The 20,798-nt window shown below is 55.8% G+C and carries 24 protein-coding genes; 10 read left to right on the plus strand and 14 right to left on the minus strand.

All coding sequences use genetic code 11. The features are described from left to right. Positions 1–2: 2 nt before the first annotated feature. The 3 genes from ACGYLO_RS11560 to ACGYLO_RS11570 all read left to right on the plus strand — a co-directional run bounded on the left by ACGYLO_RS11560 (position 3) and on the right by ACGYLO_RS11570 (position 1,966). Positions 3–506, plus strand: a complete 504-nt coding sequence (locus ACGYLO_RS11560) for a hypothetical protein (protein WP_394376580.1) — start codon at positions 3–5, stop codon at positions 504–506. Beyond that, the gene (locus ACGYLO_RS11565) at positions 503–1,006 is read left to right on the plus strand and encodes a hypothetical protein (protein ID WP_394376581.1); all 504 of its coding nucleotides are present in this window, start codon (positions 503–505) and stop codon (positions 1,004–1,006) included. The genes ACGYLO_RS11560 and ACGYLO_RS11565 overlap by 4 nt, the downstream gene beginning before the upstream one ends. Before the next feature lie 114 nt (positions 1,007–1,120). Continuing rightward, positions 1,121–1,966 carry a hypothetical protein gene (locus ACGYLO_RS11570; protein ID WP_394376582.1) on the plus strand — a complete coding sequence of 282 codons (846 nt, stop codon included), beginning with the start codon at positions 1,121–1,123 and terminating at the stop codon, positions 1,964–1,966. Between the two features lie 14 nt (positions 1,967–1,980). On the opposite strand, the gene ACGYLO_RS11575 is transcribed toward ACGYLO_RS11570, so the two are convergent. After that, the gene (locus ACGYLO_RS11575; RefSeq protein WP_394376583.1) at positions 1,981–2,535 is read right to left on the minus strand and encodes an AAA family ATPase; all 555 of its coding nucleotides are present in this window, start codon (positions 2,533–2,535) and stop codon (positions 1,981–1,983) included. A 128-nt stretch (positions 2,536–2,663) separates the two neighbouring features. On the opposite strand from ACGYLO_RS11575, the gene ACGYLO_RS11580 reads away from it, so the two are divergent. Further along, the gene (locus tag ACGYLO_RS11580; protein ID WP_394376584.1) at positions 2,664–2,819 is read left to right on the plus strand and encodes a hypothetical protein; all 156 of its coding nucleotides are present in this window, start codon (positions 2,664–2,666) and stop codon (positions 2,817–2,819) included. On the opposite strand, the gene ACGYLO_RS11585 is transcribed toward ACGYLO_RS11580, so the two are convergent. From ACGYLO_RS11585 to ACGYLO_RS11630, 10 genes are all read right to left on the minus strand, one after another. Beyond that, positions 2,816–2,965 carry a hypothetical protein gene (locus ACGYLO_RS11585; RefSeq protein ID WP_394376585.1) on the minus strand — a complete coding sequence of 50 codons (150 nt, stop codon included), beginning with the start codon at positions 2,963–2,965 and terminating at the stop codon, positions 2,816–2,818. The two genes, ACGYLO_RS11580 and ACGYLO_RS11585, sit on opposite strands and share 4 nt — an antisense overlap. Positions 2,966–3,028: 63 nt before the next feature. Next, entirely contained in the window at positions 3,029–3,352 is a 324-nt protein-coding gene (locus tag ACGYLO_RS11590) for a hypothetical protein (protein WP_394376586.1), read from the minus strand. 55 nt (positions 3,353–3,407) lie between these two features. Further along, complete coding sequence (locus tag ACGYLO_RS11595; protein ID WP_394376587.1) at positions 3,408–4,016, minus strand: hypothetical protein; 609 nt, start codon at positions 4,014–4,016, stop codon at positions 3,408–3,410. A gap of 140 nt (positions 4,017–4,156) precedes the next feature. Beyond that, positions 4,157–5,419, minus strand: coding sequence for a hypothetical protein (locus tag ACGYLO_RS11600; RefSeq protein WP_394376588.1), 1,263 nt, complete (start codon positions 5,417–5,419; stop codon positions 4,157–4,159). Positions 5,420–5,543: 124 nt separating this feature from the next. Continuing rightward, positions 5,544–6,665, minus strand: a complete 1,122-nt coding sequence (locus ACGYLO_RS11605; RefSeq protein WP_394376589.1) for a hypothetical protein — start codon at positions 6,663–6,665, stop codon at positions 5,544–5,546. A gap of 128 nt (positions 6,666–6,793) precedes the next feature. Further along, positions 6,794–6,970 (minus strand): hypothetical protein, encoded by a 177-nt coding sequence (locus ACGYLO_RS11610; RefSeq protein WP_394376590.1) that lies wholly within the window; start codon positions 6,968–6,970, stop codon positions 6,794–6,796. A 98-nt stretch (positions 6,971–7,068) separates the two neighbouring features. Then, a complete protein-coding gene (locus ACGYLO_RS11615) occupies positions 7,069–7,776 on the minus strand; it encodes a hypothetical protein (protein WP_394376591.1) in 708 nt (235 codons plus the stop codon). Further along, on the minus strand, positions 7,773–8,678 hold the full coding sequence (locus tag ACGYLO_RS11620; RefSeq protein ID WP_394376592.1) for a nucleotidyl transferase AbiEii/AbiGii toxin family protein: 906 nt from the start codon (positions 8,676–8,678) through the stop codon (positions 7,773–7,775). The genes ACGYLO_RS11615 and ACGYLO_RS11620 overlap by 4 nt, the downstream gene beginning before the upstream one ends. Before the next feature lie 159 nt (positions 8,679–8,837). After that, positions 8,838–11,438 (minus strand): RNA ligase, encoded by a 2,601-nt coding sequence (locus ACGYLO_RS11625; protein ID WP_394376593.1) that lies wholly within the window; start codon positions 11,436–11,438, stop codon positions 8,838–8,840. A 62-nt stretch (positions 11,439–11,500) separates the two neighbouring features. Next, positions 11,501–12,700, minus strand: coding sequence for a UMUC-like DNA-repair protein (locus ACGYLO_RS11630; RefSeq protein ID WP_394376594.1), 1,200 nt, complete (start codon positions 12,698–12,700; stop codon positions 11,501–11,503). Positions 12,701–12,775: 75 nt separating this feature from the next. On the opposite strand from ACGYLO_RS11630, the gene ACGYLO_RS11635 reads away from it, so the two are divergent. Next, positions 12,776–13,084 (plus strand): hypothetical protein, encoded by a 309-nt coding sequence (locus ACGYLO_RS11635; RefSeq protein WP_394376595.1) that lies wholly within the window; start codon positions 12,776–12,778, stop codon positions 13,082–13,084. Here ACGYLO_RS11635 and ACGYLO_RS11640 read toward each other — a convergent pair. After that, entirely contained in the window at positions 13,081–13,395 is a 315-nt protein-coding gene (locus ACGYLO_RS11640) for a hypothetical protein (RefSeq protein ID WP_394376596.1), read from the minus strand. The genes ACGYLO_RS11635 and ACGYLO_RS11640 overlap by 4 nt on opposite strands. 243 nt (positions 13,396–13,638) lie before the next feature. Here ACGYLO_RS11640 and ACGYLO_RS11645 point away from each other — a divergent pair, with 243 nt between their 5' ends. From ACGYLO_RS11645 to ACGYLO_RS11665, 5 genes are all read left to right on the plus strand, one after another. Continuing rightward, entirely contained in the window at positions 13,639–15,291 is a 1,653-nt protein-coding gene (locus ACGYLO_RS11645) for a tetratricopeptide repeat protein (protein ID WP_394376597.1), read from the plus strand. Positions 15,292–15,471: 180 nt separating this feature from the next. Beyond that, positions 15,472–15,894 carry a hypothetical protein gene (locus ACGYLO_RS11650; RefSeq protein WP_394376598.1) on the plus strand — a complete coding sequence of 141 codons (423 nt, stop codon included), beginning with the start codon at positions 15,472–15,474 and terminating at the stop codon, positions 15,892–15,894. Between the two features lie 76 nt (positions 15,895–15,970). Beyond that, positions 15,971–17,101 (plus strand): hypothetical protein, encoded by a 1,131-nt coding sequence (locus tag ACGYLO_RS11655; RefSeq protein WP_394376599.1) that lies wholly within the window; start codon positions 15,971–15,973, stop codon positions 17,099–17,101. Positions 17,102–17,221: 120 nt separating this feature from the next. After that, complete coding sequence (locus tag ACGYLO_RS11660; RefSeq protein WP_394376600.1) at positions 17,222–18,028, plus strand: hypothetical protein; 807 nt, start codon at positions 17,222–17,224, stop codon at positions 18,026–18,028. Positions 18,029–18,261: 233 nt separating this feature from the next. Then, positions 18,262–19,167 carry a hypothetical protein gene (locus ACGYLO_RS11665; protein ID WP_394376601.1) on the plus strand — a complete coding sequence of 302 codons (906 nt, stop codon included), beginning with the start codon at positions 18,262–18,264 and terminating at the stop codon, positions 19,165–19,167. Positions 19,168–19,253: 86 nt separating this feature from the next. Here the strand turns inward: ACGYLO_RS11665 and ACGYLO_RS11670 are convergent, their stop codons facing one another. Together ACGYLO_RS11670 and ACGYLO_RS11675 are read right to left on the minus strand one after the other, a co-directional pair. Continuing rightward, positions 19,254–19,586 carry a hypothetical protein gene (locus tag ACGYLO_RS11670; RefSeq protein ID WP_394376602.1) on the minus strand — a complete coding sequence of 111 codons (333 nt, stop codon included), beginning with the start codon at positions 19,584–19,586 and terminating at the stop codon, positions 19,254–19,256. Between the two features lie 183 nt (positions 19,587–19,769). Beyond that, the gene (locus ACGYLO_RS11675) at positions 19,770–20,774 is read right to left on the minus strand and encodes a hypothetical protein (RefSeq protein WP_394376603.1); all 1,005 of its coding nucleotides are present in this window, start codon (positions 20,772–20,774) and stop codon (positions 19,770–19,772) included. Positions 20,775–20,798: the final 24 nt, after the last annotated feature.

Genomic DNA, 20,798 nt, shown 5'->3' on the forward strand with positions numbered 1-20,798 from the left:
CCATGCGCATGTTCATCCCCGAAATCGGGACACGCCTTACCCTTGAGGACGCCTGGACGTTCACACTCCACCGGGAGCATCGTAACGAGACTATCTGGGACAAGCTCCGCGCGGCAGATCCTGCGCCTTTCGAACGCATGGATGTCGAAGTCAGGAACGCCTACGATCTTCTGGACGAATACCGGAACCGCCCGATCTCGCGCGATCCAGCGACACGTGAACGCAATGAGGAGCAGTTTCGTGCTCAAATTGCCTATCTGTCGGACATTGAGAAGATCGATGTCACCCTTCCGGCCGGTACAGAGATTACCATTGATCGTATCTACATTCGCAAAGGAATCTCGGATTACAGTTCGGTCACCTTCAATCTCAACAAAACCGATCACCCGGTGCTCGATGTCAAAGGACGGAAACGTTTCTGGGCCAAACTCGATGATGTGAACCGGATTGAGTATGCGCCACTTCCTGATCCTGAGGCAGCCCTGGAAGAGGGTCCAACCCCATGATCCGCACCGGTGGCGCCGCATTCCCCAGCCCCCTGCCCGCGAGTGGCTTCCACGACTGCAGCGATCGAACGTCCTTTGGGTCAGTCGATGCTTTTGTCTGCGACCTGGTGGATGACAGCTGGGAAGACTACCTCGACATGATGGGGGTCAGGACGGCGATGATCGAGACCCTGCGCGACGCACCGGTGCAGCGGGTAGCCGTGCTGCGTGGTCTCGAGGTCAACCCTGATGACCGCGGCGAAGGCCATGGGCACAGAATGATGGCCAACCTCCTCGACAGCTTCGATGATCTGGGGGCGAACATCACCTTCCTCTTTGCCGACATGGAGGAGTGTAACGACTTCGATCTGACAGAATGGTACGCAGGGTACGGATTTGAGCGTGTCGACAATGACGAGGCCGCGCCCTGCATGATGATCGCCTCGCCTGAGATCATCGCAGAAGTTCGGGCGGCAAATGCTTTTGGGAAAATCAACGAACTTGAGCCCTGTATGATGTAAGCGCGCCCTGCAAGATTCGAATTTATGGGGATAACCTCCCGACAGATGACCACCGCAGGCCGTATTGCATGTATCTTCGCTCGAAATTGATCGTATCAACGAGCGAGGCAGCGCGTGGAATTCCTTCTTATTCTTGGGTCACTTCTGGGCCTTATTGGAGCTTTGGGCGCTGCCGGTGGCGGCGGGGGCAAGGACGACGCACCAGAGGAAGACAACACCCCTCCCACGGTCCCGGAAGATCCTGATGTGCCCGATACTGATGAAGATGAGAATGACGACCCCGATGAGGTAGAGGAGGAAGGCTTCACGCCAGCCGTAGATATTCGCATCATGGCTGCAGATGACCTCCCTCAGGATCTCATCGACGCAGCCAGCTATGCTGAGCAGATGCTGGAAGGCTTTTTCATGTCGGCCGAGGACTTCGGATCTCAGCGGGTTTTGAACATCGACCTGCGCCAGGGAGACATCGACGACGAAGGTGGCACAGCGGCTCTGACCTCTGTGAGCGGCATTCGACAAGGCGAGCCCACCGAGGAGGCCACGATCACATTTGATCGAGACGACATCGAGCTCATGCGCGCCTATGGCACAATGGATGAGGTCATGGAGCATGAGATGATCCATGCATTGGGCTTCGGCATTACCTGGGACACTGAAAACCTTGTCGGGCGCGATGAAGATGGCAACCCGGTCTTCACGGGTACCGCCGCGACATCTTCCTTTCAGGAGTTCAGCGGTGATGAGGATGTTCCCGCGGGCGTGCCGCTTGATGGAAGCGAAGGCCATTGGCACGCAGATGACGTTCCGGGCGATGTGATGAACGCCACAGTCTACGATGGCGCCGCACTCTCGGATATCACGCTCGCCTCCCTTGCCGACATCGGTATCCCGATTGCCTCCTCCGCCTATCAGGACCCTGAAGAAGACATGCTCATCGAAGAAGATCTCATGGTCGCCTGACTTTTGGCCTTGGGTCAGATCCCGGGGGACAAACCCTCCATGGCGAGTCTGCGCGGCGCCGGGTCATCAGAGCTGATGATGTAGATTTCATCGAAGCCCTCATCATGGGTCGGGCGCTCGTAGCTTTCGACCTGCTTTTCGAGCACGAAAGACGGGATGTCCTTTCCGGTCTTTTTGCGACGCTCTTCAATCCGTTCCACCAATGTCTGATGCGGGGCCTCAAGCGTGATGGCGATCTTTTTGTAGTGGTCCGGCACATATGCCATGCGTTCAGCACGCTGCTCCGCGGTCAAATTGGTCTGATCGACGAGGATGAACTGATTGTTGGAAAGGGCTTGCTTCAGCTGTTCGGTCATTGCCTCCGCCGCTGCCTCGGCGTGCTCAGAGAAGGCTTCTTGGTGACTCACACCGCTGCGTTCTGCCCATTGCTCCAAGATATCGTCCCGAGAGGCCGTGACGGATGTAACGGGCAACATCGGAAGGTCCGAAAGCATATCGAAGAACAGTGTTGTTCTCAGTGTCGTCTTGCCGCTTCCAGAGGCGCCCACAAGAAAGATGATGCTTGGCATTAAAGGTCATTCCTTTTCAGTAATCTGGCTGACGCCATGGTCTTTTCGCAGCTCGCACATAGTATCATCGATGCACGCATTTTTCGCAAAATGTGTGAAGAGATAACCACGAACCGGAGAAAGACAGAATGGCGACGTCAAGAAGCGATCAGACATGTGACAAGGGAAGCACAGATCACGCCAAGCAGGGCAAGACATTTACCCGGGCGCGGTCTTTGGCAAAGCTCGACGATCTGCTGAAAGATATGAAGCAGGAACGCAGCACCCCTACTCGGGAAGTCTAGAAACCGGGGGTATCCAACGCGTCATTCGAGCTTTTTAGAGCGTAGGCTTCAAGTTTGTCGTCACCCCACATGAAATCGTCGATCATGTCTTCGTCGAACTCATGGGCAGGCACTTCGAAGTCGCCGAAGGGACCGGTGATCACCACCGGCGCGTCATAATCTATCTGAGAATAAATGAAGCTCCCGCAGCGGTTTGGAATGACACCCTTTTAGGTGACCAACTCATGGCCCTCAAAGACCCGGCCGGCCTCGATTACGACGTCGTCGCAGACACGTACGTGATCCGGGAGCACTGCACCCGCTCCGATGACGGCATTCTTGCCGATCTCTGCATGGCTGCCGATGATTGCGCCCTCCCCGATCTTGGAGCCTTCGCCAACCCTGGCCCAACCGCCCAGCTCGACCTTATCGCCAATATGTGCCTTTGCGCCAATGCGGGTCCAGAAGCCCATCTCGATATCTTTCCCAAGGTGGGCAGTATCCGAGACTTGGGCAAAACCTTGGATCGCTTTCTTCCGCCTCCACAGCTGCATGTAAATCTCTTTCAGGTATCAGTTGACCATAATTATCGGTCTAGGTTCTCTTTTTTCACATTGCCATGTCCAGCAAATCTTCTTCCAGTTTTTCAGGATGAGTTTCAAGAGTGGCATCCACAGACATCACATCGATGATCTCGATCTGATCCGCACTGAAGACCGCGTAATGGTCATCCGGCGCAATGGTCCCGCTGGGCGTATCTTCGATCCCGCGAAGGATAACCGCGTCGTGACCATTGGCGCGCGCGGTTTCGAGCACATCGCCAAGATTGCAGATGACCGTATACTGTGAACCATCGATTTCAAGCGGGTTGATCATGCTCACCCGGCAGTGAAGGATCTTCGCGCCCTCGGGCTGGGCCTGCATGGCGCCGAACTCCAGCTCTTCTGCTTCCATGAGAAGCTCCTCATAGGCATTCAGCTGCCCTACCTCGCGTGCGGCCTCTGCCTCAAACAGGAGCCGCTCTACGCGGTTCTCATGCTCAATATGGTTGGGCACCAGCTTACGGGCGGCCTGCCGCGCATAGTCGCGCGCCGTTTCCGGGTCTGCGGCAAAGAAGAAAGCTGCGCGGCTTGCTGTATTCGCATTGTTCAGGCCAAGCAGGTTCTCATTGAACCGGTCGAAGTCCTGGTTGGTGCCGTGCCAAACATCGATCTGCATGGGGGTATCCTTTCGAGTGAAAGGATACGCTGGGTTGGTGAAAGTTCGGCCGGCTGCCTAATGAACATTTGGTGGTGTACCTAATGAGCAAATGGTGGGGTTCCTGCTGATCATTTGCTGGTGACACAGACCCCAGCGATCTAGGTCTCCATTCGGGGCATATCCGCTTCAGCTCCAGAGCCCTTTGTTGGGCTAACCCCCTCAGCCATCATTGCTTGAGCAATCTCTTCTCCGAGGCTGACCAATTCAGGCGCCTGGAAATCCGGTGCCCTATGAGCCGCATACTGCTGATGCAGATAGGCCTCATAGGCCAGCAGAAAGATCCGAGCCACGGGACTTCCGCCTTCAACTTCATGAATGCTCAGGGTTTCCCTCATATTCGTGCCGGGCACGATTGTGATGTCTCTCTCCCCATAGGTCGTGGGCGTACCATCGGTAAAGGATCTTAAGGTCTTGATCTCTTTCCACGTGCTGGCAGAAACTGCCCCATCCACGCAAATGTAGCGTTCGTTGTCAGAGTATTTGCGGCGGTCGCACACCTCAGTGATTTCAATCCGATCTTTGTTCAGCACCGCATGCTGCGCAAGTATGTCCGCGCGGCCTTGAAGTCTTTTCATTGCCAGGTCGAAGGCCGCATCTGAGGTGAAGTCGACGGATAATATAGGCTCAAGCAGAACCTCCAAACTATCCCCCCTCAAGAAGCATTCAGCTCCGAGGTGGCGTAGTTCAAGATAGGTGCCGCGGCTGAAATTGGCAGCGAAGCATTTGCCGAGTTTGGCACGATCCTGCATCAGATTAGAAAGATACTCCTGGTTGATCTCAAGGCGATCTCCAGACAGCGCTGCATCGATTGCGGTCAGGTAGACAGAGCGCGCAGCCGCCCCGCAATCACGGCGCCCTTCTCTGCCGGTCCCGGCAATGATTGCATATTCATCCACCATCGCTGCCCAGCGTACTGGGTCAGGCATGCAGCCATCTATATCTATGTTGATATGCCAGCCGGATTTGAAATTACTCTGCGGGTCGAACTCCATATCCAATACGTGTAAATCGACTGCGCTCATAATCTGTTGGCGCAACTCATCTGCGACTTCTAAGGGCAATGGTGGAGTGATGATCTCGACCCCCGCGATCTGCCCATCTACGAAATCTATCGGATCCAGATCGTACTCCGGGATGACATAGAAGCCAGTCGGATCACGCGGCTGCTCATCCCCTCCCCAAGGGGCGCTTGATGTTTTCCAGTGATGTCCGGTTTCCTTTGACAGGATCTCAGCCACCGCTTGGCAATACTCTTCACTGGCAATATCCATGGGCTCGTAGATTTCATCCAGCGAGAACTCAGGACGGCCGAGATCATCCAAGACAAGCTCGATCTCGAAGCCGATGTTGACCTGAACCATTTGGATACCTCTCAGTGCCGCATGAGGGCGACACTCTGAATGATTGTCAGATGCCTACGAAAAAGGCTAGGCCACCCGGCCTAGCCATAGGCAGCAATTTTCGCACGTTGCAAAACCGGATAGATCACTCCTTGCCGAGCGACTTCACCCGACCCCAGAAATCCGTCTTCAGAACCAGCTTGTCATTGATCTGATATCCATTCCAGTCCTGCTGGCTCAAGCGCAGCTCCTGGGTGTCATCCTCGATCTTCGTCACGACGATATATGCCTCACGGCGGTTTCCGACACGCTCCCCCTGCGGCGCCAAGGTATACTCAGCCCAGTAAGGCTCATCATCCTTGCCGGCCGAGGATCTGCTGCGCACCGTCACCCAGCGGTCTTGGGTATATTCATACCAGGTGTCATAGACCGGACGCTCTTCGGTAATGGGCACCTGAACGCTCTTAGTCACCGGGCGGGTGCTGTAGGTCGCGCGGCTGCAGGTTCTGTCCTGGAAGTAGCCATTGCCCATGCTTTGCTGGCCGCAGACGTAGGTCTCGGTACCAGACTGGTACCGTTCGGTGCTTGTCTCGGTTTTGGTGGTGTAGCCCACCGTGACAGTCTCATAATGCCGGAACTTCCGCTCTGAAGAGACGTCATATGCGTCGGATGGCTTGTGCCAGCCGCTGTCCTGGAACGGTTTGATCTGCGCGATCGAGATGGAACGCTGCCAGCTCTTATCAGCAACCTGCCCATGGGCGGTAAAAGGGACAGTGAAGCTTGCGATCAACAGAATGCCGATAAGCGCAACAACCGCAGCGATCACCCAAGGCACGGATGATTTCAGCTTGGAGGGCTTTGCCCCCCCGGCAGACATGGGGTGAGCTGCGCGGGCAGCCGGCGCACTGCGCCGTGGGCGGTCCGGGCGCGCTTTCGGGCGCTCTGCTTTGGGTTTCTGCGCGCCGCTGGACATGATCACGTCACGCGATGCGTCATGTTCCTTGTCCTCGCCGTCGCGCTGGTTGCCACAGGACGTGCATCTGTCAGCACTTCCTTTGTTGGAATTGTCGCAATGGTCACAATGCCAATCGCGGCCGCTCTGCGCATCCGCGATCAGGTCAGCGTCCGAGATGGCAGCTTCACCAGAGGGCAGATAGAAGGCGACGTCGGAGCCACGGCCGATCCCGCAGCTTTGGCATTGCTCGAAGCGGCCAAGGTTTACCTGGCCGCAGCTTGAACAATCCCAACGTCCCTCTCTGATAGCCATGTCTGCTTTCCCATATGACCTATTCCGTATGTCATATATTTTTACATAGCGTTTTTCGCAACCCTATAGACCGGTCTTTCACCTAGATGATCGGCTATGGCAACTGCTTTGATGCGGGGCGACAACAGTTATCCGAAGGTCAGGAGCACCGCTGAGACCACAGCTGCGGGGATGCTCAGGAAGCCTGCTGCATAGAGCAATGGGCTGCGATAATAGAGACTGCTGAGAACCGTCTTGCCCTGGCGGCCGTCCTCGAAGAACTGGCACAGGAAGGAGATGACCGGAGAATTGTCTGCTTCATTCATAGCAATGCCTTTGGTTCGCTGTTTCGACAATCGAACCCTATGTCGCGATATTCTTTTCGCAATGGCCGCAAAGATTGTTTCTGCAATACCTAGAAGCTTCAGAAGAACCCCGGCGAGCTATCCTCACTGTCAGGGTCCAGACAGTCCTCGTATTCCGCGATCGCCTCCTCGATCATCTCCTCCGAGGCCCCAAGGTCCTCAAGCGCGGATCGGAAGTTCTCGACCTCGCTGTCATCGAGATAATCCTTGTCGATCTCATCGGCCGGCGTGAGCAAACCGTCATCTTTTCCGGCCTTCGCTGCGATATAGGCATCTGCCAGCGCATAGGCAGGCATAACCACGGGGATAAGGTCCCCGCCTGACGCATCAGGATTAAGATGCGCGTTCAACTTATTGAAATCGCGTAGGGACCGAGCCACAAGCTTAACCCCCGATCCAAGCTTTGGAAGGGAGGTCTTGCCGCGCATGATCGGCACGGCAATTTCCATCTGACGATGCACCTGGGTGGTCCAGCCCGAATGGTAGATCGAAGATCCGCCGATCATGAGAAAGGGGCGCCGTAGCACCTTGGTCAGCGCAAGACCCATATGTTTATCTTCTGCGTCTGGATGAAACAGCAGATTGAAAGCCACCCCGGGCCCGAACTTCTTGATGTTCGAGGTCTGCGCCCAGCGGTTCATGTAGACGCTGGCCTGCTCGGCGGTGATGTCGAAATGTGAGACCATGTCCTGCAGGGAAAACACCGGCCCCAGCACGCGCAGGCGATCCACGATCGAGGTATTGGATTTCTTCGTTGCTTTGCTCATGACGGACCGTCGCAGATGTTTTCAATGTCAGTGATCACCTTCCGCGCGCGGCGGATTTCATCGTCGGCAAAGGCCAGCTGCCCGCGGAAGGCATCCGAGCCGGCCATTGCCTTGAACTCAGCCTCACTGAACCACTTCTTCATGTCGGCCTGGTAGGCATCGAGATCCGCAAGCGCCTCGAGTACCACAACGCGCGCGAGCCCCTGCAGGATATTCGAGAGATTGGAATTGTAGATCTCAGCGGAGACCCGAAGATCGTCAACGGCTGTGCTTCGGTCGATCCCCGCGGCGGACATCTCCTGCGATAGATAGGCAAGGTCATAAAGATCGCGCCATTTGACGGACTCACGCGCAGAGATCGCGAGGATCTTGTCGGCCCAGAGCGCTTTCACATCTGCCGTCGGCAAGGAGGCCGTGGCCAGGATCCCTTTAGAGCGCGGCGTGCTGATGCTTACCGAGTAAGCAGGAATGCTCTCCGGAACAGTGACAAAGAACTCGATCTTAACGCGAATGGCGCCCCGGCGCTTGGGGTGCTCCCACCGCAAAAGCCAGCGGTCGACCTTTCCGATCTCAGGCGCGCCCTCTTCGGTGCCGGTCTTATCCGTGAGCTCGAGGACAGCCCCCGGCATGGAGGCCTTCATGCGCAGCTTTAGCGCGCGCTCGACCCGGGCGCGCAAACTGCCCAGGTTTTTCATCAGGTCAGCTGTCACCACGAAGTCGAGATCTTCCGACCATCGGTTGCTGCCATGGGCGGTGGCAATGCTTGTTCCGCCATGGAAAATCATCTCGCTCGGGCGTGGCTTTGCCTTGGCGCCGATCTCATCGAGCGCCATTACTTGAAGAACCCGTGATAAGTCCATCTTTTCTTTGATTGAGAGAGGCTTTTTAGAGGTCAGGTCCATCAAGTTTCACAGTTCAGGGTATGCATATTTCTATTAACGTATTTGTAAATAAAAAAGTGCAAATGTAAAGACCATTGTTGTTCGGCTCGGCTGAGAGCACATCCGCGCTGAAGCCATCAGGCTCGAGGGCAGATATGCTCTCACTCATAAGTGACCCGCTCAGAAGCCGGGCTCACTCTCGGCATCCTCGAGCTCCGCCCGCGCCTTTAGTTCCTCATAGCGCTCATGGCTCTTGAGGATTTCGGCTTTGAGCGGATCGCCCATCGCACTGGCGATAAATCCATCAATGCCTTGTGGCGTGATCTTCGTGTTATCCGCGATCTGATCGATGAGGCCTGCGAAATGCTTAGCTTGCCCGGCGGCACGCGCCGCGGCCTGCTCCTCCATGCGGGTGTCCTGGATATTCTCCATGACAGACCGGTCTCCCTCAAAGGCGGAGCGCAGGGCAACAATGTCATGCTCCAGCGCCGCAACGGGCAGGGATTTAGCCCAATCGAGGAATTCCTCGAAAGGCGCGCCCATGTCAGCATAACGCCCCATGCTGGGCTCGCGATCGGTCAGCTTGGCTTTGCGGATGTGGTTCACCGCGGAGCGCATGCGCTTCCAGTTGCGGTAATAGTGGCTCTTCAGCTTGTAGAAGAACCCCTTTGAATCCTCCATCACGCAGCCCTCGATCGGCGCGCCGTTCCACTGCCACTTCGGATCACGCTCCACCCGGTGGTTGAAAGAGGCCAGCGCCTTCTCATTCGGCAAAACAGCAATGCGCTGCTTCACTTCGCAGCCCAGCCATTTGGCCACCGCCTGCAGGTCCTCGTAAGGCGCCTGCTCAAAACTCTCCGAGCGCCGCACGCAGCCCAGAAGCACAATGCGCGGCTTGTCGAGCTTGATGATATGCGGGTCACGCTCCGGGTCTTCAATCTCGAAGACCAGACTCGCTTGCTGATCACGGTTAAACCGCAGCATGCGCTCCATGCCGTCCGGGCCGATCACACCTTCAATGACATCGCGCGCGATGCCCGGGAAGGTTCCGTCGGTCACGGATTTGGACGCGATGACCAGCTTGCCGTGGCGCTCTGAGTATCCAGTGATGCCCAGAAAACCATTCGCCTTTTCATAGGCATGCACTGGGAAGTTCACCTTTTGCGTGAGGTTCTCTTCCTGCGTTTCCGGTCGCTCATTGAGGTTGAAGAACTTCTCATAGCTGCGCGCGACCACGGTGCGCGTCTCGCCATCGATGTAGAGGCCGCGCGCGACAGTGGTGTAGTCGTCCCAGGCCGCATCATTGAAGGCCTTATGGGTGAAGTTAACCGAATAAACACCTGAAAGACTGTCGGAATCCCGCAGGTTGATCATGTTGTGGTCACGCATCTTGTCGAGCATCTCCTGGGAGATCTGCGGCAGATCCTCATCGCGCTCGACCCAAGGCATCAGCGGTGCGTGCCGGCTGGCGGCCGTGCGCTTCACCGCACGGTTGACGGCAACGTCATCCTGCATGCGGCGATGGACTGTCGAGCGGATATCGGTCGGGGTGAAACCATTCTCATCTAGCGTGGCAATGCGCAGATGCCCACCAAACTCGACCTGAGCCTCAAGATTGATCGACAGAGGCGACGTGATGGTGGGCTTCATCGCGGAGTTGCGATGGCCGTGAACCTGGAAGCGCCCACTCGAGGCTTCGGCCTCGGACCAGGCGGCATCGACATCAATATCATATCGCCCGTTGCCGCGGCGCATCTGATGCGTAGAAATCAGGTTCATATTCGATGGCCAACGGGCAAAACCAGCATGGGTGCAGAGAACCTTTTGATCGCCCCACCTATACGCCAGGTAGTCCTGCGACATCTCGGAGATGCGTCCGCAATCTTGAGGCGTGATGCCGACGGCCTTGAGCTGCGGCCAGCTAAACCGCACCCATTCACTGTTGGGCATGTCGATGTCAGCATAACCCGCCCGGGCCTGCATCTCAACGTAGTCCTCGTGGTTGCCTGCGATCAGCGCCACATTGGGCTGGCCGTAGACCTCATCCATGAACCAGCGCCCCACTTCGCCGTTCTGGATGCCGCGATCAAACAGATCGCCCATAAAGACATAGAAAGCCTTCGGGTCGAGCCCGTCCTTCAAAGGCGACGCGGGATCCATAAGCGGCGCATAGCAGCCCTGGATATCGCCGATGTGAATGACACGCTCATAGGCCGAGAGGTCACGCGTGCAGCGCGGATCGCGCAGAAAATCCTGCATCTTGCGAATACTGGCCGTGACGTCTTCATCGCTTGTCGGATTGATCATTGTGATCTTCGGGTTGTCACGCATGATCGGCGGGATCGGTGACTTGCCTGCCATCTCCTGCATCTTCCGGATCGACTCTGCCGGCACGCGATGCCGCTCCTGGCGGGCAGTGTTACGCTCATTGCGCAGCGCTTCATCAAAACCGTAGAGATCGACCACCAACCCTTTGTACCCGGCGGCATCGAATTTCTTCCAGCGATCATAAAGCTGTGCCCCGTCGGCCAAGGTGCCATCAACGCAGATTATCTCTCCGCGCGCGATGCGACGATTGAGGCTTTCATCGAGAATCTGAAAAGCCAAAGCCTCATTCTCATGGCTGGGGATGAACTGACCGTTTGGATTAAGCATATCACCCGCCAGGATGTCGCGGATCTTGTCCATCGAGATATGGAAGCCCTCGAGGCCAGCACGGCGTACCATGGTTGTTTTGCCTGCGCCCTGGGGGCCGCGAACGAAGATGACTTTGCGGGACATGTCTTTGCCTTTTCTTATTCAGTCCTGCTTTTATATGTCAGGGCCGTGAAAAGACGGCGCCCCTACCCGCGCTCAAAAAAACCAGGGTGGGGTTTGTTCACTCCAAAGCTGATCGTCCCGTTTCCAAACCGTGCATTGATGAAGTCGGCGGCTTGGGACGCGCGCTCCCGCTCTGTGCGCTCCGCCGGCTTCAGATCGCTCAAAAGATCCCCGCCGCGCTCCGAGAGCAGACAGACATCGCTCAGCTGCACCGAGATCGACATGAGGTCCCTGCCCTTCAGTGCGGGCCAAGCGGCACGCCAGAGCGCGCGGTTGATGTTCTGGAAGGTCATCGTGTCCTGACTGGCCGCCGTCTTGATCGACCGCCCCCAGCGGGCGCCGTCAACGGCATTCATGCCCACCGAGATCTTGGCAGCCACCCGGCCGTCAGCCCGCAGGCGCGCCGTTGCTTTCTCAACCAGCCAGCGGGAGACCAGATAGGCTTCCGCCGGCTGGCGGAACTCAGGCGCCAGCACCTTGCTGTTGCCATAGCCGCCGCGCTTGGTTTCAGGCAGGGGCACATCCATGCCCTGGAGGGATCGCACGAAGCGCTCACCTTCCACTGAATTCCAGATCTTGCGGGCGTGCCGCGGGTCCAGCGCCACGAGGGAGGGGATATCCTGAATGCCCGCCTTGGCAAGCCGGGCCCCCATGCCCTTCGAGATCCCCGGCAGATCATCGAGCTCGAGATGCGCCAGAGCCTGGGGCATATTCTCCTCTCCCAACCAGCTGAACCCATCGGGTTTCTCCAGCTTGCCCGCGATCTTGGCCAGAAGATGGTTGGGCCCGATCCCCGCGCTGAACCGCAGAGACTCCCCGATCTCATTGGCCACTGCTGCCTTCATCTGAGCCACGAGCTCCGTCGCACCTTCAAGCGTCTTCTGCTCCCCGGACAGCGCAAGCTGGAACTCGTCGACCGAGCGGATCCGGGTCAGCTCAGCAAAGCGATCGAGAACTTCGGCCACAGCGAGGTTGTAGCGCACGTAAACGCGATGCCGGCTCGGGATGAAGGTGATGTCCGGACAAAGCTCGCGTGCTTCCCGGACACGGGTCCCGGTCTTGACCCCGAAGGCCTTGGCCTCATAGGAGGCAGCCACACAGGATCCGTGGTCACCTTCGGTCGCTGTGATTCCCACGGGGCGGCCGCGCAATTCCAGGTTTAAATGCTGCTCAACAGAGGCAAAGAAGCTATTCATATCAATGTATAAGACGTTGAACTTCATGTTCTACCTTAATTGCATCTGGCGTTTCCGGACTTCCCGTTCTATTTTTGTTCCACACTTCCATCAAGGGTTATCATGGATAGAAAAGATCAGCTGAAAAATGTGTCCTTCGGCGGGGCCTGGTCGGATCAGATTCCCGGACAAGAAAGCCGCGCGCGCGCCATAGGAAAGGTAATCGACGCCCCACCGCGGGCGGCTGAAGAAGATCTGCGCGAAGACATTGAGCTGGGCGAGGCAGTTGTTACATGCTGCTTGGCCCACCCCAAAGGGGAAGGCTTGCGTCGCTCCTGGCAGCGCGCGCTGGAGATGCAGGATCCCGGACAACGTCAGGCGGAACTGGCGCGGGTGGCCAAGATCCTTGAGACCTGGGTGGCCGCGACTTAGGGGCCGCCGGGTGCGTCCTGCGGCGCCCGCGCTTCAAGCAGCGCTCCGAAGGTGGTGAGCTCGTAAGCCTGCTCCGCGGCCGCTGGGTCATTTCCTGACAGAACCAGCGCCATCTCCACATCGGACCGGAACCCGGACTCTTCGTAAATGTCGAAGTCTTCCCCGCTGACATTGGCCGCGGAATGATATTTCTCCGAGCCGTCGAAAAAGCGGTAAACGCCGGCGCTCCCCGTATCGATTTCATCCAACGGGGCAAAAGCACCTGTTTCGCGATCTACGTAGACTTTGTCTTCGGGGTGCAGCTTCGGCATCGCAGTAATCTCCTATATTTGAGGGGCGGACCGCCTTTGGTCGCCCTTTTTGCTGTGTAAATCATCTGGATGAAAAACCGATGGGCATACCCAAAACCATCACGGGCAATGGAAGCCTCAGGGTCCCTTTGTGATCTTGGAGAATTCCTAAAATTCACCACAAAAAGACCACATCACCGTTTCAACTATCGCGGGAGCGACATATCCTAGCCCCACGCAGTCATTTGAGAGAGAACCACCCCTATGTCCGATTTGAGCCTGTTCCAGCACTGGTCGACCCTCAACGCAATCGATCGTGTCGGAGACCGTATGCATGCAGGGCTCATGTCTCTGGCGACTGCACAGGCCGGAGCGATGAAGAAGCTCGGCACACAGATCGAAGGCGGTCTCTTTCGTATCGATCAGAGCATCATGGAGCAAAGCCAGCAATTGAGCCGCATCGATGGCGCTCTTGGTGGATTGCGCGAAGACATGAATAGCGGATTTATCGCTATCTCCGATCAGATGTCAGGCTTGGAACGCCGACTGGACCAGATTGAAGAGAAGGTAAGCAAACCTGAAGAAACGCGTGCATGGGAGCGCTTCAACCGCGCCGCAACGCTGCTGAAAAAGGGATATCCTGCCGATGCGTTGGAAAACCTAAAAGCTGCCATTGAAAATGATGGCGGCCTCGCCTTCCGTCACATTCCGGAGTTTCATCTTCTGCTTGGGCAAATCCTCATTGGTGATACCAAGCCTCGCAATCCAGATTTGGTTGACTATGACGCAGCACATTGCGCCTTTCGACAGGCATCTTTGCATCTCGATGGAAAGAAAGAGGCTGTTGCCCTTTGCCGCGCGGGTGCCGCGGCCTTTCTGGATGGGGACGACGACACTGCGATCGATACCTATCTCGACGCTTTGAAGATCCCACATGATTATCAATACACTCATTTTGAGATCGCTAAATGCTACCTCAACAAGAAGGACGGTAAAAGAGCAGAGCATCACCTTTGCCAGGCGATTGACCTTGATTGGAGTATGGTTGCCCTTGTCGCGACCGATCCGTTTTACCAGAGAAATGCGGCTTGGGCGACGTCATTGGTTGAGAGCTACCGCAACTTCGTGGTGGATAAAATCTCCCCAACGGTTCCAGCGCTTCAGCATCTCGCTACAGGTCCTACCAAGCGCAACATGATGAAAATGAGGGAGCGGATCAAAGAAGTCGCCCGCGGCATTGATCTCAGTAGCCTTGATCGCGACCTCGAACTGAATCATCAACCCTCCCCAAGTTTTGGCATCTATGAATACCACTACAGTCAGGAGTATTATGATGAGTCGAAATCCTATGATTATACGGAAGCTTCTCGACTAAATATGCAGGAAAGCCTTGAGGCACTGAGCCGTCAAGACATTGGTCTGCTTGATATCAACGAGATCCTGAACCGAAACAACCTTGTCGAAGCGCTCAAGGGTTGCATCAAGTTCACTAAGACTAGCAACGAAACCTTGGGCAATGACCTGAGATATTTTCAGAATAAGAGCGAACCTCGTCAAGGCAAGAGAAGCAGGTACTTCGCTACAGAAGCTACGAAACAAGCGAAGCGTCGCGCAAAGCTAGATGGAGACAGGCCCCAGGGTGTATTTGCTCGGGTCATCGGATTGAAACCGGTCCGATCAAGCCAAGATTTACGCGAACTCTCGATCAGTGAAAATGAACGTTTTTCTGCGGTCTTGGCAGATGCAATGCAGTCTGACGTGGAAAGATATTTAAAGGTTTGGCAGCGCACCGAAGAGATTATTGAGAAGGCCGATGAGGGCCTCTCATTTCTGCAACTATGCCGTGACGGTAACGTAAAGTTCGTCAGGGGAGCGCCGGTTGCTGCGCTGAACTCCGAGGTTCCGGCGCCGGGCTGATGCGTTCTTCAGCTGGCCAACTCTCCTTCTTTTAGAATAAGGCGGACCCTTGGTGCGAAAGCCCAAGCTTCTAATTCTACCGCGTTTAGCAACCTCAGGGCGCCTTTTTGGCGCTCGCCGCTATGAATGCTTATGCGAAATACTATATTTTGCAGGCATAATTCATAGAAAGAAGCAGTTATGGGTGTCGCTGAAAACAATGAGGTCCTTCGAGGAATTTTGGACTATCTGGTAGAGTGTACCGGCAAGTCGACCTTCGTCGTGAAATTCGAAGACTTCGGCCTCCGCGAGGAGCTCGAACCCTACTTTGATGGCATGGTGATATGGGCCCACAGGGAGAAACTCATCTCCATGATGTCTTCCTCTAATCTGCACAATGCGCATACGGATTTCTCCTATGCCACTTTGATAAACCCCTCGATTACCTCGCTTGGGGTGGCTGTTGCTGGTCTAGCCATGACGAAGCTCGACAACAACTTCATGCTTGCCACCTCCATGGCGAAAAACCCTGAACTCATGAAGGCGATCCCCAACGAACCGGCACCCCCGATCCAGATAGAGGGGCGCGGCGTCATGGGGTTGATCCAGGGGCCCGAGACCTGAACTGCAACTGGTCTCTTTGCGATTTTCGCCATTCCCCGCACATACTGGTCCAATCGTAAATGGAAGGGCCAGATCAATGGGCGACGCATCAACCAAACCGGAGGCAGAATTATCGGGTGACTTCGAGAAAGATGTCGCAGCACACCTCCAAGACGATGTTCTGCAGCGGATCGTCGAGGTGGCCTGGGGGTATGCCGAAGATGCGGAGATTTCGATCGACGACGTCGACCAGCTCAACGCGCTCAACATCGAGATCACCGGCACCATCGAGATCGATGGCCAGGAACACAGCTTCCACATCAAGGATGGCAACAACAACGGCACCGAGATCCTGTCCTGGAATGAAGATGCGGCAATCCATCGCGAGCCCCGCGACCCGCTCACGCTGATCCCCGATGGGAACGCGGTCTCCGCGGCCGTCCGCTATGAGCGGGCAGAAGATTTCTTGGAAACCTGGGAGAAAGACAAGGCCGGCACCGGGGAATATGGCGAGGCGCTGTCCAAACTTCCAAGCGCGCAGGCTTACGATACATTCTTCGCCCCCGGCACCGGCGCGGCCAAGAGCCACCAGGACAGAGCAGCACAGTATGAATACCAGATCGGCTATGAGAGCGACGCTTTTCAGGTCAGAAAGACCCTGATCGGTGGCATCTTCAAAGTCATGCCGGCGATTTGCGAAAACGGCGCAGAGCTGGCGGAGGCCAACCCGGCCGAGGTCCTCGCGGATTGGGCCGCGTTGAAGGATACTGGGACAGAGACCGGCCGCGCGATCAAAGAAGCAATGGACGCGATGGTCGTCCGCATGGCTGGCGATCTTGTGCTGCGGCCCACTGAGGAGGAAGCAGGGGCGTTCAGAGACCTCGGCGCCACCCTTGCCCGACGCCCTGCCGAGGTGGCTCTACGGGGCCTTCTGTGGTCCAGGATGATCTCTTTTGAGCCGATCGAAGGGTTCGATCCCAAGGATCTGCCCGAAAACCCAATCGCAGAGCTCTTCAAGGTCTTCGACAGCGAGCTGGTCGGTTCGACCAAGGTTAATCCCGTGATGGAGATCACAGACCTCACAGAACAGTTCGTCAGTAAGATGAGCCGTGGATCGAGCAATACCGTCGATGACGCATGGCATGATGCGGCCGCGCGGGTGGGATACAAACTTGTCGTCAAAGCTGCTGAGCATGAGCCCGCGCCCGCAGATGATATCTCGATATGAAATTCGGGTGTTGCGAAAAATTACGTCGAAACCTTGATAGCTCAGCTTTAAGGCATAGTCATTGGGCATCGAGCTTTTTCTGAACAACCAAACCAACCATCTGCCCTAAAGGAACATTCCATGATCGATTTCCATGTAAAATCCAGACGCGACAAGGAATCTGGCATTGAAGGCGTCCTGGAGATGCAGATCGTTGCTGAGATCGATTTTGCCAATCTTTTGAAAACCATGGATGAAGATGAGAACTACAACCTTGTGCAGTCCATCTGTAGAAAACTTGGGAGCGCCAGAAAGGTCGAGATTGCCTGTTTCAGCGGCCTGACCTCAGCACGATTCATCAGCGAAACCTATGAGGAGCTTGCTGAAGAGCTGCGAGAAATGGCGCGACCAGGGGGTGTTATGGATCTATACGGCGAGACCTGTGAGGTGGCGATCGACACCTCAAATTATCTCGAAGAACATCGGGAGAGGCATGCCAAGACCACGGACAATCTGCGTGGAAATGCGAAATGGTTTTCTCGGTACTTCAACACGCATGGGATGCATTGTGTGCCCGGCGTGAACCTGATGGCTCTAATTCCTCATCTTTTTGCCCAGCTGGATATGGTCCGCCAGGATGATGGATGCACCCTCTTTACCGTTTCCCTGCCTTTGATGGATGCTGTCGGAAAATCCATTATGGCGGAGCAAATTGAAAAGATGCGCTTCGACACCTTTCACTGCGCTGATCACATGGACATCGATGGCAGGGTATTTTCACTGATCGTCGGCTCAGTCGGCTTTAACTCATTCGAGATCACTGATGATCTTGGGTTCGATGGTATCTTTGACCTGCGGGCTTGGGCAGCTGTGAAGCACCCCGACGCCCTCGCTGAAGCTGATATTGCGGATGCAGAAGAGAAAGCAGTTGAGGCCGCCATCCACTAAGTTGGGTCCTTTTTGGGATGCCTGAGAAAGATTGCTGATGGTCGCACATTTTTCTTGCGCATCCAGAATCGCCTCGCTACGGTCAACTCAGCGCTGGACGAAAGCGTGATTCCATTTCGGTGGAAAGCCATTGGGGCCTCGTCACAGATTTCAGAAACTAGAATTGCCATCGGCTGTGAGCGCTCGAATTGCGTCTGCGCCCTGCCCATTGGCTCCATTATGGAGATACGACCATGACGAAGACCTATTGTGTGAACGGCAAGCCCCTCGACATCGTAAAGCGCGAGGCCAAGGCCTTGAAGAAAGAGCACGGCATCAAGCTCGGAGAAGCCCAGGCGGAGGTCGCCAAATCCTATGGGATGCAGAGCTGGCAGGAGCTGACCGAAGCGAACGTTGAAGTTGACGAAGAATTCGTTGAGCACTTCACTGTCGTGCGCCGTAAGGGTGTTGATGAGGTGCGTTTTTGCGCCGCAAGCCTGGCCGAAATGCTCGAAGACGGCGCCTTTGATGACGGTGAGGTCCCTGACCTCTATTACCGCTACGAGCTTTACCACAACTTGGAGCCGGGAACGGTCAGCCATAATTTCGATATCATGGGACGTGATGAAGCCACAGATCGCGGCACCCCTGCCCCCTTCGCGCGCAAAGGACAGAATGGCGCCGAAGACTTCATCACAGCGATTGAGGCGGCATGGGAAGGTCAGCCCGGCCTTCTGATCGGCCTTTTGAATGATGAAGGGCTCTTTGATCTTTCGATTGAAGTCGAGCCAATGGAGGCAGAGTTCGAAGCTCTGCTCACGCTTGAGTTGCGCAAACATGGCTATGCTCTGGGCGATCGCATCCTGTTCAACACCATGGACGGCCCTGAAATCGATGCGGTGACCGACTGGACGCGTCGCGCCTTTGCCCATGATATCGGCGATGGTCTCGTGGTCATCTCAAACGGCGCCGGCAGCACTGAAGATCTACGCTCCGTTATCACACCCAAGACACGCCTGGATGCGCTGACCGCAGAAATGGAAGATGAGCTTGGGAGCGCGGCCTACACCACCCAGAAAGGTGAGCTCTGGATCCACGATCGCCTTCTGGGTCAGATCCCTGCGAATGATCATGCGCGGGAGATGTCGGCGAGCCTGTAATACGTCCTTCCTAAAACGCTTTGACCGCCGCCTATCGCAGGCGGCGGCCAAATTACGTCGACGTGTGGGGGAGCGCGCCTGCGGGATCAATGAGTGATGATCGCCTCGCAGCCCTGAATGGCTGTGGCCGTGAAATCATCGATTGCGTTCTTGCGCGTGCCATAGTTCGACATCACGTCAATTTTATAGGCCTCATCCAGCAGCACGATCCCAAAAGCCTGCTCGCGATAGGACTTTGTGTAGATCGTATTGCGCACTTCATCTTTCAGGGTATCAGCCTGGCGCTTTTCCATGATGAAGCGGCCCAGATTGCCAATCTCATCGCACTCAGGCGACGCGGATGCTGCGTATGCAGGCGCAAGAAGGGTTGCAGCAACAAAAAGAACTGCTGCACGTCGCTTGGTTTTGGGGGCTGCCATCATAGTATCCTCAATATGATCAAGTTTGAGAGTATGGTGCGACCCGAGAAAGCCTCACGCAACGGCTTTTTCGCAATCGCTCCACCATGCCAGTGAATTGGCGTCGAACTCTCCAGAATTATGTGTGAAGCCGAAAGCTGACGCTTTACTTGGAAATTGTTTTTCATGACCAGCCGGGGTCCTCTAAGGTGAGGGGCTTTCATCTGGCTCGCTTGCGGTGACCCTTGTCGGCCGCATATCCGGCGCACTGCCACGCTCATGAGCCTTAACGGTGATCACTTTGCCGCTTTTGTAGCGCCGTTCATGCTCACGCACAGTATGGCGAACCTTTGGGGCGTGCCCGGCCGCCACACGCTTGCGGTCACTCGCATCTTCCTCGAGCTGGGCGACGTAGGACTTACCCATGTCTGTCAGATTGACTGTGATATGGGATTTAGGTGCCCCGGTGATATGGGACTTCCCGAATTTGCGTGCGGTCTTCTGTTCCCCGCGCGAGAAGATCTCGCTTTCCCCAAAATTGATGTCCTGGGATTTGGAGTTCATCAGCGCAAACATCCCGAAGGCCATCATCATGCTGCCGTTCATAGCATCTCGGTCGTCGATGACGAACTCTCTGTACTGCTGAGCGCTGAAATCGGGCACTGAAGCGTAGAATTCACGCATGTGATCTGTAAGCTCAAGCTTAACTTCATCGAGCATTGGCAGGCCTTTGCTGTCTTTAGAGACGGCAAGTGAGGCGATTGGATCGATAATTTTGCCCGAGGAGTCTGATCTGAGAACCTGAATGCGCATGACATCCCTGTCCCGATTGTCGATCAGCACACCTCTGTGCCCCATGAGGTCGGCGTCCTTATCAGCTTGACCAATGCCGGTGCGTTCGCGTGCGTAGGATAGGGCGACAGCATCATACTCGACCCAGACCACGTCAGCCGGGAGCTTGTTATCGCGGATGTAATCGGTATCGGTCATATCGTCTGTGAAGCTGTTCACCAATGCGGCAGCATTGTGATCCAGATAGTATGGTCGGCATTCAGAGAGTGCTTCAAGAACACCCCGTCGATATGACTGCATCTCCTCGACAGCAATATTCTCATGGATCAGCTGTGCCCGGATCATATCCGAACCAGGATCATTTGGCATCTTTGTTTGGTCTTGCCCGTAGAGGGTGATGACTTTTTTCAGCAGCATGTTCATTCTCCAACCCAGGGCCAT

This window comes from Sulfitobacter sp. 1A13353, from assembly GCF_043557255.1.
Lineage (GTDB): Bacteria > Pseudomonadota > Alphaproteobacteria > Rhodobacterales > Rhodobacteraceae > Sulfitobacter > Sulfitobacter faviae.

Bases quoted from the DNA above. Each gene is read 5' to 3' on its own strand.
- ACGYLO_RS11560 (WP_394376580.1), top strand. From the start codon at position 3: ATGCGCATGTTCATCCCCGAAATCGGGACACGCCTTACCCTTGAGGAC.
- ACGYLO_RS11565 (WP_394376581.1), top strand. From the start codon at position 503: ATGATCCGCACCGGTGGCGCCGCATTCCCCAGCCCCCTGCCCGCGAGT.
- ACGYLO_RS11575 (WP_394376583.1), bottom strand. From the start codon at position 2,535: ATGCCAAGCATCATCTTTCTTGTGGGCGCCTCTGGAAGCGGCAAGACG.
- ACGYLO_RS11580 (WP_394376584.1), top strand. From the start codon at position 2,664: ATGGCGACGTCAAGAAGCGATCAGACATGTGACAAGGGAAGCACAGAT.
- ACGYLO_RS11590 (WP_394376586.1), bottom strand. From the start codon at position 3,352: ATGCAGCTGTGGAGGCGGAAGAAAGCGATCCAAGGTTTTGCCCAAGTC.
- ACGYLO_RS11595 (WP_394376587.1), bottom strand. From the start codon at position 4,016: ATGCAGATCGATGTTTGGCACGGCACCAACCAGGACTTCGACCGGTTC.
- ACGYLO_RS11600 (WP_394376588.1), bottom strand. From the start codon at position 5,419: ATGGTTCAGGTCAACATCGGCTTCGAGATCGAGCTTGTCTTGGATGAT.
- ACGYLO_RS11605 (WP_394376589.1), bottom strand. From the start codon at position 6,665: ATGGCTATCAGAGAGGGACGTTGGGATTGTTCAAGCTGCGGCCAGGTA.
- ACGYLO_RS11610 (WP_394376590.1), bottom strand. From the start codon at position 6,970: ATGAATGAAGCAGACAATTCTCCGGTCATCTCCTTCCTGTGCCAGTTC.
- ACGYLO_RS11615 (WP_394376591.1), bottom strand. From the start codon at position 7,776: ATGAGCAAAGCAACGAAGAAATCCAATACCTCGATCGTGGATCGCCTG.
- ACGYLO_RS11620 (WP_394376592.1), bottom strand. From the start codon at position 8,678: ATGGACCTGACCTCTAAAAAGCCTCTCTCAATCAAAGAAAAGATGGAC.
- ACGYLO_RS11625 (WP_394376593.1), bottom strand. From the start codon at position 11,438: ATGTCCCGCAAAGTCATCTTCGTTCGCGGCCCCCAGGGCGCAGGCAAA.
- ACGYLO_RS11630 (WP_394376594.1), bottom strand. From the start codon at position 12,700: ATGAAGTTCAACGTCTTATACATTGATATGAATAGCTTCTTTGCCTCT.
- ACGYLO_RS11635 (WP_394376595.1), top strand. From the start codon at position 12,776: ATGGATAGAAAAGATCAGCTGAAAAATGTGTCCTTCGGCGGGGCCTGG.
- ACGYLO_RS11640 (WP_394376596.1), bottom strand. From the start codon at position 13,395: ATGCCGAAGCTGCACCCCGAAGACAAAGTCTACGTAGATCGCGAAACA.
- ACGYLO_RS11645 (WP_394376597.1), top strand. From the start codon at position 13,639: ATGTCCGATTTGAGCCTGTTCCAGCACTGGTCGACCCTCAACGCAATC.
- ACGYLO_RS11650 (WP_394376598.1), top strand. From the start codon at position 15,472: ATGGGTGTCGCTGAAAACAATGAGGTCCTTCGAGGAATTTTGGACTAT.
- ACGYLO_RS11655 (WP_394376599.1), top strand. From the start codon at position 15,971: ATGGGCGACGCATCAACCAAACCGGAGGCAGAATTATCGGGTGACTTC.
- ACGYLO_RS11660 (WP_394376600.1), top strand. From the start codon at position 17,222: ATGATCGATTTCCATGTAAAATCCAGACGCGACAAGGAATCTGGCATT.
- ACGYLO_RS11665 (WP_394376601.1), top strand. From the start codon at position 18,262: ATGACGAAGACCTATTGTGTGAACGGCAAGCCCCTCGACATCGTAAAG.
- ACGYLO_RS11670 (WP_394376602.1), bottom strand. From the start codon at position 19,586: ATGGCAGCCCCCAAAACCAAGCGACGTGCAGCAGTTCTTTTTGTTGCT.
- ACGYLO_RS11675 (WP_394376603.1), bottom strand. From the start codon at position 20,774: ATGCTGCTGAAAAAAGTCATCACCCTCTACGGGCAAGACCAAACAAAG.